15 protein-coding genes are annotated in these 16,933 nt (G+C 69.4%); 5 read left to right on the plus strand and 10 right to left on the minus strand.

Features of this window, described 5'->3' with window-relative positions:
• Nucleotides 1–3: 3 nt before the first annotated feature.
• Nucleotides 4–765 (plus strand): prolyl oligopeptidase family serine peptidase, encoded by a 762-nt coding sequence (locus OG787_RS16665; protein WP_369037528.1) that lies wholly within the window; start codon nt 4–6, stop codon nt 763–765.
• 116 nt (nt 766–881) lie between these two features.
• On the opposite strand, the gene OG787_RS16670 is transcribed toward OG787_RS16665, so the two are convergent.
• A complete protein-coding gene (locus OG787_RS16670) occupies nt 882–1,832 on the minus strand; it encodes a LysR family transcriptional regulator (RefSeq protein ID WP_369037527.1) in 951 nt (316 codons plus the stop codon).
• 63 nt (nt 1,833–1,895) lie between these two features.
• Between OG787_RS16670 and OG787_RS16675 the strand changes: the two genes are divergently transcribed.
• Complete coding sequence (locus OG787_RS16675; protein WP_405535623.1) at nt 1,896–3,167, plus strand: MFS transporter; 1,272 nt, start codon at nt 1,896–1,898, stop codon at nt 3,165–3,167.
• Between the two features lie 318 nt (nt 3,168–3,485).
• A complete protein-coding gene (locus tag OG787_RS16680; protein WP_405535624.1) occupies nt 3,486–4,505 on the plus strand; it encodes a sigma-70 family RNA polymerase sigma factor in 1,020 nt (339 codons plus the stop codon).
• On the opposite strand, the gene OG787_RS16685 is transcribed toward OG787_RS16680, so the two are convergent.
• Nucleotides 4,389–4,733: an STAS domain-containing protein gene (locus OG787_RS16685; protein WP_405535625.1), complete on the minus strand. Its 345-nt coding sequence runs from the start codon at nt 4,731–4,733 to the stop codon at nt 4,389–4,391. The two genes, OG787_RS16680 and OG787_RS16685, sit on opposite strands and share 117 nt — an antisense overlap.
• Before the next feature lie 194 nt (nt 4,734–4,927).
• Between OG787_RS16685 and OG787_RS16690 the strand changes: the two genes are divergently transcribed.
• Nucleotides 4,928–5,848 (plus strand): AEC family transporter, encoded by a 921-nt coding sequence (locus tag OG787_RS16690; RefSeq protein WP_369036611.1) that lies wholly within the window; start codon nt 4,928–4,930, stop codon nt 5,846–5,848.
• Between the two features lie 68 nt (nt 5,849–5,916).
• Here OG787_RS16690 and OG787_RS16695 read toward each other — a convergent pair whose 3' ends face one another.
• The 6 genes from OG787_RS16695 to OG787_RS16720 form a co-directional block, all read right to left on the minus strand.
• Entirely contained in the window at nt 5,917–7,200 is a 1,284-nt protein-coding gene (locus tag OG787_RS16695; RefSeq protein ID WP_405535626.1) for a thymidine phosphorylase, read from the minus strand.
• A 125-nt stretch (nt 7,201–7,325) separates the two neighbouring features.
• Nucleotides 7,326–7,724 (minus strand): cytidine deaminase, encoded by a 399-nt coding sequence (locus OG787_RS16700; protein ID WP_369036609.1) that lies wholly within the window; start codon nt 7,722–7,724, stop codon nt 7,326–7,328.
• Nucleotides 7,721–8,983: an ABC transporter permease gene (locus OG787_RS16705; protein WP_369036608.1), complete on the minus strand. Its 1,263-nt coding sequence runs from the start codon at nt 8,981–8,983 to the stop codon at nt 7,721–7,723. Before OG787_RS16705 ends, OG787_RS16700 begins: the two co-directional genes overlap by 4 nt.
• Nucleotides 8,980–10,110 (minus strand): ABC transporter permease, encoded by a 1,131-nt coding sequence (locus OG787_RS16710; RefSeq protein ID WP_405535627.1) that lies wholly within the window; start codon nt 10,108–10,110, stop codon nt 8,980–8,982. The genes OG787_RS16705 and OG787_RS16710 overlap by 4 nt, the downstream gene beginning before the upstream one ends.
• Nucleotides 10,107–11,756 carry an ABC transporter ATP-binding protein gene (locus OG787_RS16715; RefSeq protein WP_369036616.1) on the minus strand — a complete coding sequence of 550 codons (1,650 nt, stop codon included), beginning with the start codon at nt 11,754–11,756 and terminating at the stop codon, nt 10,107–10,109. The genes OG787_RS16710 and OG787_RS16715 overlap by 4 nt, the downstream gene beginning before the upstream one ends.
• Nucleotides 11,757–11,984: 228 nt before the next feature.
• Nucleotides 11,985–13,037: a BMP family protein gene (locus OG787_RS16720; protein ID WP_369036606.1), complete on the minus strand. Its 1,053-nt coding sequence runs from the start codon at nt 13,035–13,037 to the stop codon at nt 11,985–11,987.
• A 309-nt stretch (nt 13,038–13,346) separates the two neighbouring features.
• Between OG787_RS16720 and OG787_RS16725 the strand changes: the two genes are divergently transcribed.
• Nucleotides 13,347–14,039 carry a DUF6445 family protein gene (locus OG787_RS16725; RefSeq protein ID WP_369036605.1) on the plus strand — a complete coding sequence of 231 codons (693 nt, stop codon included), beginning with the start codon at nt 13,347–13,349 and terminating at the stop codon, nt 14,037–14,039.
• A 74-nt stretch (nt 14,040–14,113) separates the two neighbouring features.
• Here OG787_RS16725 and OG787_RS16730 read toward each other — a convergent pair whose 3' ends face one another.
• Both OG787_RS16730 and OG787_RS16735 read right to left on the minus strand, forming a co-directional pair.
• Nucleotides 14,114–15,142 carry a BMP family protein gene (locus OG787_RS16730; RefSeq protein ID WP_369036604.1) on the minus strand — a complete coding sequence of 343 codons (1,029 nt, stop codon included), beginning with the start codon at nt 15,140–15,142 and terminating at the stop codon, nt 14,114–14,116.
• A gap of 308 nt (nt 15,143–15,450) precedes the next feature.
• Entirely contained in the window at nt 15,451–16,698 is a 1,248-nt protein-coding gene (locus OG787_RS16735) for a M20 family metallopeptidase (protein WP_369036615.1), read from the minus strand.
• Nucleotides 16,699–16,933: the final 235 nt, after the last annotated feature.

The following is a 16,933-nucleotide window of genomic DNA, read 5'->3' on the forward strand; positions in this document are numbered from 1 at the left end:
GTCATGGCACACCAAGTGACGCCGGTGCGACAGGCCCGGCTGGGGAGGGCACTGGGATCGGAGCCGACATCGGTGAGCGGTGCGGTTCTGCTGCTTCCCGGCGGTGACGAGGTATCGACGCGCAGGCCGTCACCGCTGCTGGCGACCGCCTCCGTAAGGGCGTTGGGCCGCCGGCTCGCCCGCGCGGGCCGTACGGACGGACTGGCCGTGCACGTCGTCCACTACCGCTACCGCGGCTGGAACGGCAGCGAGGCGCAACTCGCGCACGACGCGCGCTGGGCCACCGACGAGATCGTCCGGCGGTACGGCGACGTCTCCGTGTGCCTCGCCGGCGTCGACATGGGCGGCCGGGCGGCGCTGCGCACGGCGGACCACGAGGCCGTCAACTCCGTACTGGCGCTGGCGCCTTGGCTGCCCGAGGAGGACATGGCGGCGCCGCCGGAGCCGGTACGGCAGCTGAGCGGGCGGCGCGTGCTGATCGTGCACGGCACGAACGACGAACGGACCGATCCTGAACTGTCGTTCCGGTTCGCGGCGCGGGCGAAGAAGGCGAACCGGGACATCTGTCGGTTCGAAGTCCATGCGGATGGGCACGGGTTGCATCAGTACCGGCAGGAAGTGCATGCGTTGGCGGAGGACTTCGTGATGGGGGCGCTGTTCGGACGGTCGTTCTCCCGGCCGGTGGAGGATGCGCTGGTGGCTCCGCCGCCGTTGGGGTTGAGGATGCCGTTGGCTGCGGGGTTCGGGCGGTCTTTGCGTCGGTAGGTTCGGGGTGGTCGGGGTTGTGGTCGGGGTGCGGGTGGGTGGGGGCTTGTCGCGCAGTTCCCCGCGCCCCTAAAAGCAGGCCCGTCACCCTTACGCAGATGGCAAGTTGCCCCTTCTCAGGGCAGTAGGTTGCCCTTTCTTGCCAAGAGGAACTTCTTGAAGGCGGCCACCGGTGGGGTGTCGGGGTGGCCGTCGAGCCAAGCCACTCCGATTTCCCTCGCCGCTCGTGGGGATGTGACCGTAAGTTCTGCAACTCCCGGGCGGGGGACGGCCGGTGGAGGTAGGAGAGCCACCCCCAGCCCAGCCGCGACCAAACCCCTCAACGTCTCGGCCTCCTCACCCTCGAAGGCGATGCGCGGGCGGAAGCCCGCCTCCTTGCACAGGTCGTCGGTGATGCGGCGGAGGCCGTAGCCGGGTTCGAGGGTGACGAAGGTTTCGTCGGCTGCCTCCGCCAGGCGGACTCGTCTGCGGGTGGCGAGGCGGTGGTCGGCGGGGACGACCAGGCGGAGTTTCTGTTCGTCGAGGCGGCGGGCGACCAGGTCGGGGGCGTCGGGGACGGGGGAGGTGAGGCAGAGGTCGAGTTCGCCGGAGCGGAGGCGTTCGATCATCGCTTCGCCGTAGTTCTGTACGAGGGTGAAGCGGACGCGGGGATGGTCGGCGCGGAAGGCGTGCAGCAGGCCGGGGACGGTCTCGGCGCCCATGGTGTGCAGGAAGCCGAAGGCGACCTTGCCGGTGGCGGGGTCGGCGTCGGCGCGTACCTCGTCGGCGGCGCGCTCGACCTCGGCGAGGGCCCGCTCGACGGAGGTGAGGAACGTACGCCCGGCGGGGGTGAGGGAGACGGTCCGCCCCCGGCGGGCGAACAGGTCGACGCCCAGATCCTGCTCCAGGCGGACCATCGCCCGGGAGAGCGTCGACTGCGGGACCTGCATCTCCTGGGCGGCGCGCGTGACGTGCTCCGTGCGGGCGACTCCGGCGAAGTAGGAGAGGCGTGGGGCGAGGAGGGTGACGATGTCTTCTGTGTCACTGGACGGTGACAGGCGAGCTGCTGACCTCTGCTGATGCACCATGGGAACGATTATGGGGTTTCCGTGCATTGGACGGATGAACGGGGGCGTACGTAACTTCGAGGCATGCCTGCTGCCAGTACCGAGGCGTCCACGACAGTGGCCGCCTCCACTCGTTCCGTCCCCGTCGTCGACTCCCGTATGGCCCCGGGTGGACCCGGCTACCGTCGGATGAGCTTCGCGCTCTTCCTCGCGGGCGTCGCGACCTTCGCCCTCCTCTACTCCACGCAGGCACTGCTGCCGCTGATCTCCGGCGAGTTCGGGGTGGCGGCGAGCGACGCGAGCTGGACGGTGTCGGCGGCGACCGGTGCGCTGGCCCTGTTCGTCCTCCCGATGAGCGCGCTGTCGGAACGGTTCGGTCGGCGTACGTTGATGACGGCGTCGCTGGTTGTCGCGGTGACGGTCGGGCTGCTGGTCCCCTTCGCCCCGTCGCTGGGCACGCTGATCGCGCTGCGGGCGGTGCAGGGCGCCGCACTGGCGGGGCTGCCGGCGTCGGCGACGGCATATCTGGCCGAGGAGGTCCGCCCGAAGGCGCTGATCACGGCGATCGGTCTGTTCGTGGCCGGGAACAGCGTGGGCGGGATGAGCGGTCGGGTCATCACGGGCTGGGTCGCGCAGGAGTGGGGCTGGCGGGCGGCGGTGGCCGTGATCGGTGTGGTGGCCCTTGGCTGTGCGGTGGCCTTCCGGCTGCTGCTGCCGGCGCCGCGGCACTTCCGGACGGGCTCGCTGCGTCCGAAGGTCCTGCTGCGCACGGTCCGTACGCACCTGTCGAACCCGTTGCTGCGACGGCTGTACGCGATCGGCGCGCTGTTCATGACGGTGTTCGGCGGGGTGTACACGGTGATCGGCTACCGCCTGACGGAGGCCCCGTTCAGCCTCCCGCAGGGCATCGTGGGCTCGGTCTTCCTGGTGTACCTGGTGGGTACGGTGTCGGCGTCCACGGCGGGGAAGCTGGTGGCGCGGCTGGGGCGGCGGGGTGCGCTGTACCTGGCGGGCGGCACGACGACATCGGGCCTGCTGTTGTCGTTGTCGGACGCCTTGGCGCTGGTTCTGCTGGGCCTGGTGCTGATCACAGCGGGGTTCTTCGCGGGGCACGCGGTGGCGTCGTCGGCGGTGAGCCATACGGCGAAGGAGGGGCGGGCACAGGCGTCGGCGCTGTATCAGTCGGCGTACTACATCGGCTCCAGCGCGGGCAGCACGCTGGGAGCGGTGGCGTTCCACGCGGGGGGCTGGTCGGGAACCGTGGGGGTCGGGTTGCTGGCGGTGCTCGGGGTTGTGGGGATCACGGTGCTGGGGTCTCGGGCGGCGCGGAGCGTGCGGGTGCCGACAGCGGCGTGACCAACCATTTTCTCGCCCCCGCCGCCCCTACCCGTCCCATCCCTGGGGGCTACGCCCCCAGACCCCCGCTCCGGCCCTGAACGGGCCTTGTCCTCAAACGCCGGACGGGCTGAGTCAGTCAGCCCGTCCGGCGTTTGAGGACAAAGGGGGGTCTGGGGGCGCAGCCCCCAGGGGAGGGGAATGGGTAGGGGCGGCGGGGGCGAAAACCCTCTCACCTGCACCTTCCCTCACACCACGCGCCGTTGTCAGTGGGCTGCGCTAGCTTCGTCGTGTTGGGTCGCGATGGGGCGACAAAGGCAGCCATGGGGTGGGTTGGCGATGAGTGACGGCACTGCTACCGCTACGACGGATCTCGATCTTCAGCTCGAACGACATCGCGTCGAGCTGACCGGCTACTGCTACCGCATGCTCGGCTCCTCCTTCGAGGCCGAGGACGCCGTGCAGGACACGATGGTCCGTGCCTGGCGGAGCTACGAGAAGTTCGAGGGGCGGTCCAGTCTGCGTTCCTGGCTGTATCGCATCGCTACGAACGTTTGTTTGGACATGCTCACCGCCGGCAACAAGCGCGCCCGCCCCATGGACCTCACCGACTCCACCCCCCTCGCCCGCGCCGCCCTCTCCCCCCGCCCGGACAACACCTGGCTGGAGCCGATGCCGGACGCCCGCGTACTGCCCACCGTCGAGGACCCGGCGGAGGCAGCCGTGGCCAAGGAGTCCGTCCGGCTGGCCTTCATGGCCGCCCTACAGCAACTCCCCGCGAAACAACGGGCGGTGCTGATCCTCCGGGAAGTGCTGGCCTGGAAGGCCAGCGAGGTCGCCGAGCTGCTCGACACCTCCGTCGCGTCCGTCAACAGTGCCCTCCAGCGGGCCCGGGCCACCCTCGCGGAGCGCGATCACAGCGGCGCCGACGCCGCCGTCTCCGACCCGCTCGACGAGGAACAGCAGAAGCTGCTCGAGCGCTACGTCGCCGCGTTCGAGGGGTACGACATGACGGCCCTCACCACGCTGCTGCACGAGGACGCCGTCATGACGATGCCGCCGTTCGACCTGTGGCTGACCGGGCCGGCGGACATCACGGGCTTCATGACGACCCTCGGCGCCGCCTGCGCGGGCTCGCACCTCGTGCCGGTCTCCGTCAACGGCCTGCCGGGCTTCGCCCAGTACAAGCCGGACGAGGAGACGGGCGGCTTCTCCCCCTGGGCGGTCCAGGTGCTGGAGATCTCAGACGGCCGGATCACCGGGTTCCACTGCTTCCTCGACACAAAGCGCTGGTTCCCGCTCTTCGGGCTGCCCCTCCAGTTCGAGGGTGAGGCCGACCAGGTTCAGGAGGGCAAGTAGGGCCGGGGTCGGGTCCCGGAGGCGGATTCCGCCACCGGACCTGCGGGCCGTGAGCTGGAGGCGGGCCAGCAGTTCCACCGCGTCCAGGCCCGGCGGGCCCAGCCCCGCCACATCGCACACCACCACCCCGGCACCGGTGGCCGCGAGCAGCGCCCGCACTTCCTCGCACAGCCCCGGCACCTCATCCCTGGTGACGGGGCCGGTCAGCACGAGTACAGCCGGTGTCATGGCATCCACGATCGGTAGACCGGACCGGCACCCGTAACTAATCGCCACCCCGACTCCTGCGCACCTCGCCCACCCGTTGAGATCGCTTTGACTCGCGCCCCTCCTCCCCCGGAGAGTGCGTGTATGCCCCACGAACCGGCCCCGCCCGCGATACCCCACGGCCTCCTTCCCTCCCCGCCCGCGAAGGAGGCTCCGTGCAGGGGGTGTTGACCGGGTTCGCGGTGATCGCCGTGGTCATCGGCGTCGGTTATGCCATCGGGCTGCGCGGCTACCTCGGGGACAACGGACGCGAGGTCCTGACCAAGCTCGCCTTCCACGTGGCGACCCCGGCCCTGCTGTTCACCACGCTCGCCAAGGCCGACCTGTCGGTGATCTTCTCCAGCCGGCTGCTGGTCACCGCGCTGAGCACGATCGCGGCGGCGAGTGTCTTCATCGCGGTGGGCGTCGTACGCCGCTGGGGCATCGGGCGTACGACGATCGGCGCCCTCTGCTCCAGCTATGTCAACTCCGGCAACCTCGGTATCCCGATCGCCGTGTATGTGCTGGGGGACGCCTCGCTCGTCGCGCCGGTGCTGCTCTTCCAGCAGATCGTGGTCACGCCGATCGCGCTGACCGTCCTCGATCTCACGAGCACCGGCGAGAAGGGGCCGCTCTGGCGGCAGTTGATCACGCCGTTGCGCAATCCGATCGCCGTCGGCTCGCTCTCCGGGGTGCTGGTGTCGGCGACAGGGCTCACCGTCCCCGCGCCGGTCATGGACCCGCTGACCCTGATCGGGAACATGTCCGTGCCCGCGGTGCTGCTGGCCTTCGGGATATCGCTGAGCGGCAGCACCTTGCCGTTGCGGGGCTCCGAGCGGACTCCCGTACTGCTGTCGGTCGCCCTGAAGTCGGTCGGTCAGCCGTTGGCCGCCTGGGCGCTGGGCGCGGGTGTCTTCGGCCTGCGCGGCGCGCCCCTGCTCGACGTGGTGGTGACCTCGGCGCTGCCCGCCGCACAGAACCTGTTCACGTACGCGGGCCGCTACCGCGTGGCGGAGACCCTGGCCCGCGAGTCGATCCTGCTGTCGACGATCCTTGCCGTACCGGTGCTGGTGGTCGTGGCCGCGCTACTGGGCTGACCACCAGAGCCTGGGAGAGGTCTCCCCCCTCCCAGGCCGCACGCCTCCCAGGCCGCACGTCTACCGGCTCAGGCGATCCGCTCCAGCACCACCGGCGCCGCCGCGAAGTCCGTCCCCGCCGCCCTGATGTCGTACGAGCCCTCGACCGCCTGGAGGGCGTACTCGAAGCGCTCCGGGGTGTCCGTGTGGAGGGTCAGAAGGGGCTGGCCCGCCGTGACCGTGTCGCCCGGCTTGGCGTGGAGTTCCACACCCGCGCCCGCCTGCACCGGGTCCTCCTTGCGCGCACGCCCCGCGCCGAGCCGCCAGGCGGCGACGCCGACGCCGTACGCGTCGAGGCGGGTCAGGACGCCCGAGGCCGGGGCCTTGATGACGTGCTGCTCCTTCGACGTGGGCAGGGGGGCGTCCGGGTCGCCGCCCTGGGCCGCGATCATGCGGCGCCAGACGTCCATCGCCGAACCGTCGGCCAGCGCCTTGGCCGGGTCGGCGTCCTTCACACCGGCCGCGTCGAGCATCTCGCGGGCCAGGGCGAGTGTCAGTTCGACCACATCGGCCGGGCCGCCGCCTGCCAGGACCTCGACCGACTCCCGTACCTCCAGCGCGTTGCCCGCCGTCAGACCGAGTGGAGTCGACATGTCGGTCAGGAGGGCCACCGTGCGAACACCATGGTCGGTGCCCAGGCCCACCATCGTGGACGCCAACTCCCTCGCGTCCTCGATCGTCTTCATGAAGGCGCCCGTGCCCACCTTCACGTCCAGGACCAGGGAGCCGGTACCCTCCGCGATCTTCTTCGACATGATCGACGAGGCGATCAGCGGGATGGCCTCCACCGTGCCCGTCACGTCCCGCAGCGCGTAGAGCTTCTTGTCGGCCGGGGCCAGACCGTCGCCCGCCGCGCAGATCACGGCGCCCGTCGAGTCCAGGACGTGCAGCATCTCCTCGTTGGAGAGCAGGGCGCGCCAGCCCGGGATCGACTCCAGCTTGTCCAGGGTGCCGCCCGTGTGGCCGAGGCCCCGGCCCGAGAGCTGCGGTACGGCCGCCCCGCACGCCGCCACCAGGGGGGCCAGCGGCAGGGTGATCTTGTCGCCCACGCCGCCCGTGGAGTGCTTGTCGGCCGTCGGGCGGGACAGGGCGTCGAAGTTCATGCGCTCGCCGGACGCGATCATCGCCGCCGTCCAGCGGGCGATCTCGCGGCGGTTCATGCCGTTCAGGAGGATCGCCATGGCGAGCGCGGACATCTGCTCGTCGGCGACCTCGCCACGCGTGTACGCGTCGATGACCCAGTCGATCTGCTCGTCACCGAGTTCGCCGCGGTCCCGCTTGGTGCGGATGACGGAGATGACGTCCATGGCCATGGCTTGGCTTCCTTCCGGTGGTTCCAGTAGTTCTGAGAACCGGTCGTTCTGCGAAACTGTGCGGCCCCCCGGAGTCCGAGTGACTGATCAACTCAGCCGACCAACTCCAGGGGGCCGTACGGGAGTTACTTGGTGAGATGGTCCGGGCCGAAGGCCTGGGGAAGCATCTCGGAGAGGGGCAGGATGCCCGCCGGGGTCTCCAGGAGCAGGGTCGCGCCCCCGAACTCGTACAGCAGCTGTCGGCAGCGGCCGCACGGGACGAGGATGTCGCCCTTGCCGTCGACGCATGTGAAGTGCGTCAGCCGGCCGCCGCCCGTGAGCTGGAGTTCGGAGACCAGGCCGCACTCGGCGCACAGGCCCAGCCCGTACGACGCGTTCTCGACGTTGCAGCCCGAGACCGTGCGGCCGTCGTCGACCAGGGCCGCGGCGCCGACCGGGTAGCCGGAGTAGGGGGCGTACGCCCGGGACATCGCGTCCCGTGCCACCGCCCGCAGCTTCTCCCAGTCGGCCCCGGAGGCGCTCACTTGCCCTGCCCCCTGCGGTACGGCATGCCGTCCGCCTTGGGCATCCGCAGGCGTTGCGCCGAGAAGGAGAGGACCAGCAGGGTCACGATGTACGGCGCCGCCGTCACGAGCTGACGCGGGACCTCGTTCGTGTCGGCGTACCAGAAGAACATCAGGGCCGAGATGACCGCGGTGATCACGGCGGGCACGTACCGCTTCTTCCACACCAGGTAGGCCACGCCGACCACCAGCAGGATCGCCAGGAGCAGGATCAGCGCGTGCACGTTGGTCGTGCCGCCGCGCAGGTTGAGGCTGTCGGTGTAGCCGAACAGGCCCGCGCCGAGGGCGAGTCCGCCCGGCATCCAGTTGCCGAAGATCATCGCGGCGAGGCCGATGTAGCCGCGCCCCGCCGTCTGGCCGTCGAGGTACACGTTCGAGGCGACGATCGACAGGAACGCGCCGCCGAGGCCGGCGAAGCCGCCCGAGATGATCACGGCGAGGTACTTGTACTTGTAGACGTTGACGCCCAATGACTCCGCCGCCACCGGGTTCTCGCCGCAGGAGCGCAGGCGCAGGCCGAAGGCGGTGCGCCACAGGACCCACCAGGTGCCGGGTACGAGGGCCACCGCGATGACCGTCAGCGGGGAGAGGTCCGTGACCAGACCGCCCAGGAGGCCCCCGATGTCGGAGATCAGGAACCAGTGCTTCTGGTTGAGCGTGTCCAGCCAGCTCGACAGCCCTGGGATGTCGAAGGTGCCGAGGGAGTCGATCGGCGGGGACTGCTTGGAGGAGCCGCCCTCGGCGTTCTCGAAGGTGAACTTCGAGAGGTAGCGGGCGGTGCCGAGGGCCAGGATGTTGATGGCCACACCGGAGACGATGTGGTTGACGTTGAAGGTCACCGTCGCGATGGCGTGCAGGACGGCACCGAGGGCACCGCCGATGATGCCGAAGACGATGCCCGTCCACGGGCCCCACTGGTAGCCGGCCCAGGCACCGAACCAGGTGCCGAGGATCATCATGCCTTCGAGGCCGATGTTGACGACGCCCGCGCGCTCGGACCACAGACCGCCGAGGCCGGCCAGGCCGATCGGGACGGCGAGGCGGAGGGCCGTGGACATCTGGCCGGTGGAGGTGATGCCGTCGGCGCCGGTGATCAGACGGACGACCGACGTCAGGACCAGCACGCCCGCGATGATCAGCAGGAGTACCGGGAGCGAGATCCGGCGGCTGCCCTTGCCGGGCTGCTGCGCCTGCGGCTTGGCGATGGTCTGGGTGCTCATCGGGCCGCCACCTCCTTCTGGGTGGAGTTGTTGTCGGCGGCGGCCGCGGCCAGTTCGGCGCCGACCTGACGCTGCTGGCGGCGCAGACCCCACTGACGTACGGCCTCGTACGAGATGACGACCGCGAAGACGATCAGGCCCTGCATGATGGTGGCGATCTCCTTCTCGTACGCCACCGGGGTCGCGTAGTCGAGGGCGGGGGACGCCTTGTCGAGGAAGGCCCACAGCAGCGCGGCGAACGCGATGCCGCCGGGGTTGTTGCGGCCGAGGAGGGCGATGCCGATGGCGGTGAAGCCGAGACCCGCGGGGAAGCTCAGGCTGTAGGTGTGGACCTCGCCGAGCAGCAGCGGCAGGCCGGCCATGCCCGCCACACCGCCGGAGATCAGCATGGAGATCAACACCATGCGCTTGGCGTCGACGCCGGAGGCGGCGGCTGCCGACTCGGACTCGCCGGTGGCCCGCAGGTCGAAGCCGAAGCGGGTGCGGTTGAGGACGAACCAGAACAGGATGCCGAGGAGGACGGCGAGGAAGACCAGGCCGTAGATCTCGCCGACGTCCGCGCCGAGGTCGATGCCCGGGAACCAGCCGGACTCCTTCATCACACCGGTCGTGTTGTTGTTGCCGACCTGGACGCCCCAGTTGTCGGAGAGCATCAGCCAGCCGATGAGGCTGGTGGCGATCGCGTTCAGCATGATCGTCGCGACGACCTCGCTCACGCCCCGGGTGACCTTCAGGATGCCCGCGATACCGGCCCAGAAGGCGCCGGTGAGCATGGCGACCAGGAGGAGCAGGGGGATCTGGAGGAAGGACGGGAGCGAGATGTTCGCGCCCACGGCGGCCGACATCATCGCGCCGAGGCGGTACTGGCCGTCGACGCCGATGTTGAACAGGTTCATCCGGAAGCCGAGGGCGACCGCGAGGGCGGCGATGTAGTACATCGACGCCTGGTTGACGATGAGGACCTGGACGTCGGAGAACGACGCCTGCTCCAGCATCAGGGAGTACGGCTCGAACGGGTTGCGGCCCGAGGCGAGCAGCACCACCGAGGTCAGGGCGATCGCCGCGACGAGCGCGATGACCGGCCCGGCCACCGCCAGGAGCAGCCGCTCCTTGTCGAACTTCTTCATCGGGCCTCGTCCTCCCCGGACTCGACGTGCTCCAGGTGGCCGGTCGCGGCACCCGTCATGGCCGAGCCCAGCTCTTCCGGCGTGATGGTGGCCGGGTCGGCGTCGGCGACCAGCCTGCCGTTGTAGATGACGCGCAGGGTGTCCGACAGGCCGATCAGCTCGTCCAGGTCGGCGGAGATCAGCAGGACGGCCAGGCCTTCGCGGCGGGCCTCGCGGATCTGGTCCCAGATCTGTGCCTGGGCGCCGACGTCCACACCCCGGGTGGGGTGGGCGGCGATCAGGAAGCGCGGCTTGTGGGTCATCTCGCGGCCGACGATCAGCTTCTGCTGGTTGCCGCCGGACAGCGAGGCGGCGGTGACGTCGATGCCGGGTGTGCGGACGTCGTACGCCTCGACGATGCGGCGGGTGTCCTCCTGGGCGCCCTTCGGGTCGAGCCAGAAGCCGCGCTTGCCCTTGCTGTTGGGCTTCTCGGTGACATGGCCGAGGATGCGGTTCTCCCACAGTGGGGCTTCGAGGAGGAGGCCGTGGCGGTGGCGGTCCTCGGGGATGTAGCCGATGCCGTGCTCGCGGCGCTTGCGGGTGGGCCAGGGGGTGATCTCGTCGCCGGCCAGGGCGATGGTGCCGGAGTCGGCGTTCTTGAGGCCGATGAGCGCCTCGATCAGCTCGGTCTGGCCGTTGCCCTCGACGCCGGCGATGCCGAGCACCTCGCCCGCGTGGATGGTGAAGGAGACGTTGTCGACGGCGAGCTTCACCGTGCCGCGCTCCACCTCGGACATCAGCAGGCCGGCCGAGGCCTGGTTGCTGAGCTGGATCGTGCCCTTGTCGATGACGACGAGGTCGCGCACCTCGATCACGGGCCGGTCCGTCACCGTCGACTCCGCGGTCTCCGGCGTCGGCAGCTCGCTGCCCACCATCAGCTCGGCGAGCTGACGCGGGGTCGTGTCGGCGGGGACGGCCGTGCCGACCGTCGTACCGCGCCGGATGACGGTGATCTCGTCGGCGACCGACAGGACCTCGCCCAGCTTGTGGGAGATGAAGATGACGGCCAGGCCCTCGGACTTGAGTTCGCGCAGGTTCTCGAAGAGGGCGTCGACCTCCTGCGGGACGAGGACGGCGGTCGGCTCGTCGAGGATGAGGGTCTTGGCGCCGCGGTAGAGGACCTTGAGGATCTCGACGCGCTGGCGGTCGGCGACGCCGAGGTCCTCGACGAGGACGTCCGGGCGGACGTTCAGCCCGTAGCGGTCGGAGATCTCCTTGATCTTCCGGCGGGCGCCGCCGCCGATGCCGTGGAGCTTCTCGCTGCCCAGGACCACGTTCTCCAGGACGGTGAGGTTGTCCGCGAGCATGAAGTGCTGGTGGACCATGCCGATGCCGCGTGCGATGGCGTCGGCCGGCGAGGAGAAGGCCACCTGCTCGCCGTCGACCGCGATGGTGCCCTCGTCCGGCTTCTGCATGCCGTAGAGGATCTTCATCAGGGTGGACTTGCCGGCCCCGTTCTCGCCGACGAGGGCGTGGACGGTGCCCTTCTTCACCGTGAGGTGGATGTCGTGGTTGGCGACGACACCGGGGAACCGCTTGGTGATGCCCGTCAGCTCGACCGCGGTAGTCGATTGCGCGGCGAGCGGAGGGCTGCTGGACGCGTCGATGGCGCACTCTCCTCTGGAAAGGGGCCTCTCTACGCGCGTAGCGCCCCTGCTTTAAATAGTGCCCGGACCCGACCGGACTTGATCATTTACTGATTGATCCGTACCGATCCGTTCCGAGCATTCTGCCGCGTGAACGGGGCGCGGATTGGTCATCCTCTCCGCGCCCCGTTCCATGGCCGTAACGCTGTTATTACAGCGCCTCGTGGACCACGCTCAAGTCCCCTGACTTCAGGAGGTCTTGACCTTGATCGAACCGTCCTTGATGCCGGCCTCCGCCTTCGCCAGCGCGGCCTGGAGGGTGGCGTTGTCCTTGAAGACCGGGTTGGAGTCGGCCAGGCCGACACCGCCCGAGGCGAGGTCCGCGCGGACGACACCGGTCTCCGGCTTGCCGTCCTTGACCGACTTGGCCAGGTTGTAGACGGCGCCCGCGACGTCCTTCATGGCCGACGTCAGGATCGAGTCCTTGTACTTGGCCAGCGCGTCCTGCTTGTACTGGTCCGAGTCGACACCGATCGCCCAGATCTTGTTCGCGGCGGCGGCCTTGATGACGCCCTGGCCGGAGAGACCGGCGGCGGCGTAGATGACGTCCGCCTTGTCGTCGATCATGCCCTCGGCCGCGTTCTCACCCTTGTCAGGGCTGGAGAAGCCGCCCTCCTGCGCGGTCTCGGTCAGGTACTGCGACTTGACCGTGATGCCCTTCTTGGTGTCCTCGACGCCCTGCTTGTAGCCCGCCTCGAACTTGTGGATCAGCGGGATGTCCACACCGCCGACGAAGCCGACGACGTTCGTCTTGGTGGTGAGGGCGGCCGTGACACCGGCGAGGTAGGAGCCCTGCTCCTCGGTGAAGACCATGTCGGCGACGTTGTCGGCCTTGATCTGCTCGTCGTCGACGACACCGAAGGTCACCTTCGGGAACTTGGCGGCGACCTCCTTGACGGCGGGCGCGTAGGCGAAGCCGACGCCGATGACCGGGTTGTAGCCCTGCTTGGCGAGCTGCTCCAGGCGCTGGGCCTTGTCGGCGTCCGACTCACCGTCCTGCGGCTCGACGGCGGTGCTCTTGTAGCCGAACTCCGCGTCGGCCTTGTCCATGCCGGCGGTCGCGGCGTCGTTGAAGGACTGGTCGCCCTTGCCGCCGACGTCGTAGGCGAGGGCGAGGCCCTTGCCGCTGTCGCTGCTGCTGGAGGACGACGAGGAGGAGGACGAGCTGCCACAGCCAGTGGCGATGACGGCGAGGGTGGCGGACGCGATACCCGCAACCGCGATTCGGGACAGCCGGCGCATGGGAAGGGACTCCTTTGTGCAAGCGCCATACCAGGCGCTGGTTCCGCCGCAGCGTAACGCGCGTAGACCAGACGGAAAACCCCAACTGTCCGGTCCGTTATCGAGCTGTGGCCGCAGTCGCGGCCCACATTACGGACAGGAAGGCGCGCCTCACGGGAGGCAAGGGGCGTATGTGCAGGAACGATGCCCGGCCGGGTGTATCAAGGGCCAGCGGTACGGCGGTCCGCTGACCGAAGGTTGACCAAAGCCGACGGAAGGTTGACCGAGTACAGACACAGACAAAACCAAGCCCGCCCTACGTTCTGGCCCATGCCCCCACAGCCACCCCCTCCCCCCAGAGCCCCCGCGACCCTTCCCGTGCTGCCGTACCGCAAGCCCACCAAGGGCCGCGACTACTGGGTCCTCGACGACGTCCTGCCCGACGTGGACGCCGTACGCGAGCGGTGTCTCGCCAAGGACGACTGGACCAAGGGTTACCCGTACACGTCGGAGAGCTGGCCCGGGCTGCGGGCCATGCCGGGCCTCGAACCCGCCGAGCTGGGGCGGATCGAGCGGCTGGTGCGGCAGGCGACCGGTGCGAAGGAACTGTGGGTGCAGCGGACGCCCGGCGGCGGCACCCTCAACCACAACTGCGTCCAGGTGGTCGGCGAGGGCGAGAGCACGCCCCGCCCGCACACGGACTCACGGTCGCTGTGCCGGTACGCGGCGGTGCTCTACCTCAACCCGGGCGTCCCCAAGGACTGCGGGACGAGCTTCTTCCGCCAGTCCCTGCCCGGCGGCCGGCTGGGCGGCAACACGGTCCAGGCCCCGCACAACAGCCTGGTCGAGGCGCTGGGCACCCGGTTCGTGACACCGGACGCCTTCGAGGAGGACGTACGGGTCCCCCACAGGTACAACCGCCTGCTCCTGTACAACGCCAACCTCGTGCACAGCGCGACCGGTTACTGCGGGACGACGCTGGAGGAGAAGCGGATGACGGCGGTCTTCTTCTGGATGGCGTGAGCCGCGTCCGCCCTTGATCTGTTCCTGTACGACGGACAGCGCCCCGGTCTCGTGGACCGGGGCGCCGCCTGTCGTCACTTGGTGTTGACGGTGACCTTGCCGTCGATGATGTCCTGCTTGGCCTTGTCGACCGCGGCCACGACGTCGGTCATCGCCTTGTACTTCGGGTTGGAGTCGGCGAACCCGACGCCGCCCGACTTGAGGTCGCCGCGCTGGACGCCGGACAGCGGCTTGCCCTCGTACACGGACTTGGCCAGGTCGTAGACCGCGCCGCCGACGTTCTTCAGGGCCGAGCCGAGGATGTAGTCCTTGTACTCGGCGAGCGCCTGCTGGCCGTACTGGTCGGAGTCGACGCCGATCGCCCAGACCTTCTTGCTCGCGGCCTCGGAGATCACGCCCTGACCGGACAGGCCGGCCGCGTGGTAGATCACGTCGGCGCCGGCCTCTATCTGGCCGCTGGCCGCGCCCTTGCCCTTGTCGGGGCTGGAGAAGCCGCCCTCCTGGGCCGTCTCGGTGAGGTACTGCGACTCGATCTTGATGTTCGGGGTGATGGACTTGGCGCCCTGGACGAAGCCCGCCTCGAACTTGTGGATGAGCGGCATGTCCACGCCGCCGATGAAGCCGATGTGGTTCTTCTTCGTCGCCTTGGCGGCGGCGACGCCGGCCAGGTAGGAGGCCTGCTCCTCGGTGAAGACCATGTCGGCGACGTTCTTCGCGCTGACCTGCTCGTCGTCGATGATGCCGAAGGTCACCTTCGGGAACTTGGCGGCGACCTCCTTGACGGCGGGCGCGTAGATGTAGCCGACGCCGATCACCGGGTTGTAGCCGGCCTGGGCGAGCTGGGTGAGGCGCTGGACCTTGTCCGCGTCGGACTCGCCGTCCTGCGGCTCGATGTCCCGGCCGCCCATCTTGAACTCCGTGGTGGCCTTCTCGAAGCCGGCGTAGGCGGCGTCGTTGAAGGACTGGTCGCCCTTGCCGCCGATGTCGTAGGCGAGGCCGATGCCCTTGCCGGTGTACTTGCCGGACTCCTCGTCGGAGGTGCCCGAGCTGGTGCTCGACTCACCGCAGCCGACAGCCGTGAGGGCGATGACCGCGACGGTCACCGCAGCTTGTGAGAACCGAGTCCTCCGAGAAATAAGACGCACAGCAGGCACCCCTTCATCCCCACGGCACCGTCCCCGGCCCGCTTACCCAATACGCCACCTACGGCAGCGATTGCGGCGCACAGTAACGCGCGTAGAAAGGGAGGGGAACGGGGTTTCGAAAGGCCGTTATCGATTCGTGCCGAGGGGGGTTACGTTTGCCCACTCAGGGTTACGCCGGAGTGAAACAAAGGGACGAAGGAGTACGTAAGGGATGTGGGGAGGGGTGCCGAGCGGGGCACCTGTCAGCACCCCCTCCCCCGGCGTTCCTACCGCTGTCCGTCGATCAGTGCGGCGGCCGTGAACAGCTCCACGCCGACCGTGATCGCGTGCTCGTCGGCGTCGAAGTCGCCCTGGTGCAGATCACGCACCCCGCGCTCCCCCGGGCTGCGCACGCCGAGCCGGGCCATCGCGCCGGGCACCTGCTCCAGATACCAGGAGAAGTCCTCGCCGCCGAGGCTCTGTTCGGTGGTCTCGATGGAGTGGGCGCCGCACCGGGCGGTCATGGCGTCGCGCAACAGCTCGGTGATCACCGGGTCGTTGACGACGGGCGGCACCCCGCGCACGTAGTTGATCTCGGACTTGGCCCGGTGCAGGTTGGCGATCTCGTCGATGGCCGCGTGGACCAGGTCGGGTGCCTGGTGCCAGGCGTCGAGGTCGAGGCAGCGCACGGTCCCGGAGAGTTCGGCGTGCTGCGGGATCACGTTGCAGGCGTGCCCCGACTCGATCCGGCCCCAGGTCACGGCGAGGCCGCTGCGGGCGTCGACGCGCCGGGCGACCAGCGCGGGCACGTCGGTGACGACGCGGGCGGCGGCGGTGACGAGGTCGGTGGTGAGGTGGGGGCGTGCGGTGTGGCCGCCGGCGCCGTCGAGGGAGACCTCCAGGCGGTCGCAGGCCGAGGTGATGGGGCCGTGGCGCAGTCCGATGCGGCCGGCGTCGACCTTCGGGTCGCAGTGCACGGCGATGATCCGCCCGACCCCGTCGAGCACTCCGCAGTCGATGGCGTCGGTGGCGCCGCCGGGCAGGATCTCCTCGGCGGGCTGGAAGAGCAGCCGCACCGGCCGTGGCAGCCGGCCCTGCCGGTGCAGTTCGGCGAGCACGAGTCCGGCGCCGAGGACGACGGTCGTGTGGATGTCGTGGCCGCAGGCGTGGGCGCGGTCGGGCACGGTGGAGCGGTACGCGCACTCACTCTTCGTGTCCGGGATGGGCAGGGCGTCGATGTCGGCACGCAGGGCCAGCATGGGCGGAACGGTTCCGCTGCCCGGCCCCTCCGAACCGGCATCGATGTCGCCGATGTCACAGATGAGCCCGGTTCCGATGGAGAGCACGCGCGGCTTCAGGCCGGCCTTCTCAAGCCGTTCCTTGATCGCGGCGGTGGTGCGGAACTCCTGGTTGCCCAGCTCCGGGTGCATGTGCAAGTCACGCCGGAACGCGACGAGTTCGGCGCGCAACGCGTCCGGCAGTGTGCCGGGAAGCGCGGCTTCCCCGGGGAGATCGGCCTCGGACTCTCGGGACATCAGATTGTTCACCCTCTGAAGGGTAGGACGCCCGGGCGGTCAACTGACCCACGATCAACAAAAGTTCAACCCGATAGGGGAAGAAAACCTGGCCGCCGGAGGCATATTCGCGCACTGGAGTGGGTAAACTCGCCCGCCTTTCCGGCCGATTCGGATCATGCGGGCACTTTCCGGGCACCCGTGTCCGTCCACCCTCCCTCCACGATGCCACGCGCCCGGTCGCCCCGCCGGATCT

Source organism: Streptomyces sp. NBC_00075 (assembly GCF_045041225.1).
GTDB lineage: Bacteria > Actinomycetota > Actinomycetes > Streptomycetales > Streptomycetaceae > Streptomyces > Streptomyces adonidis.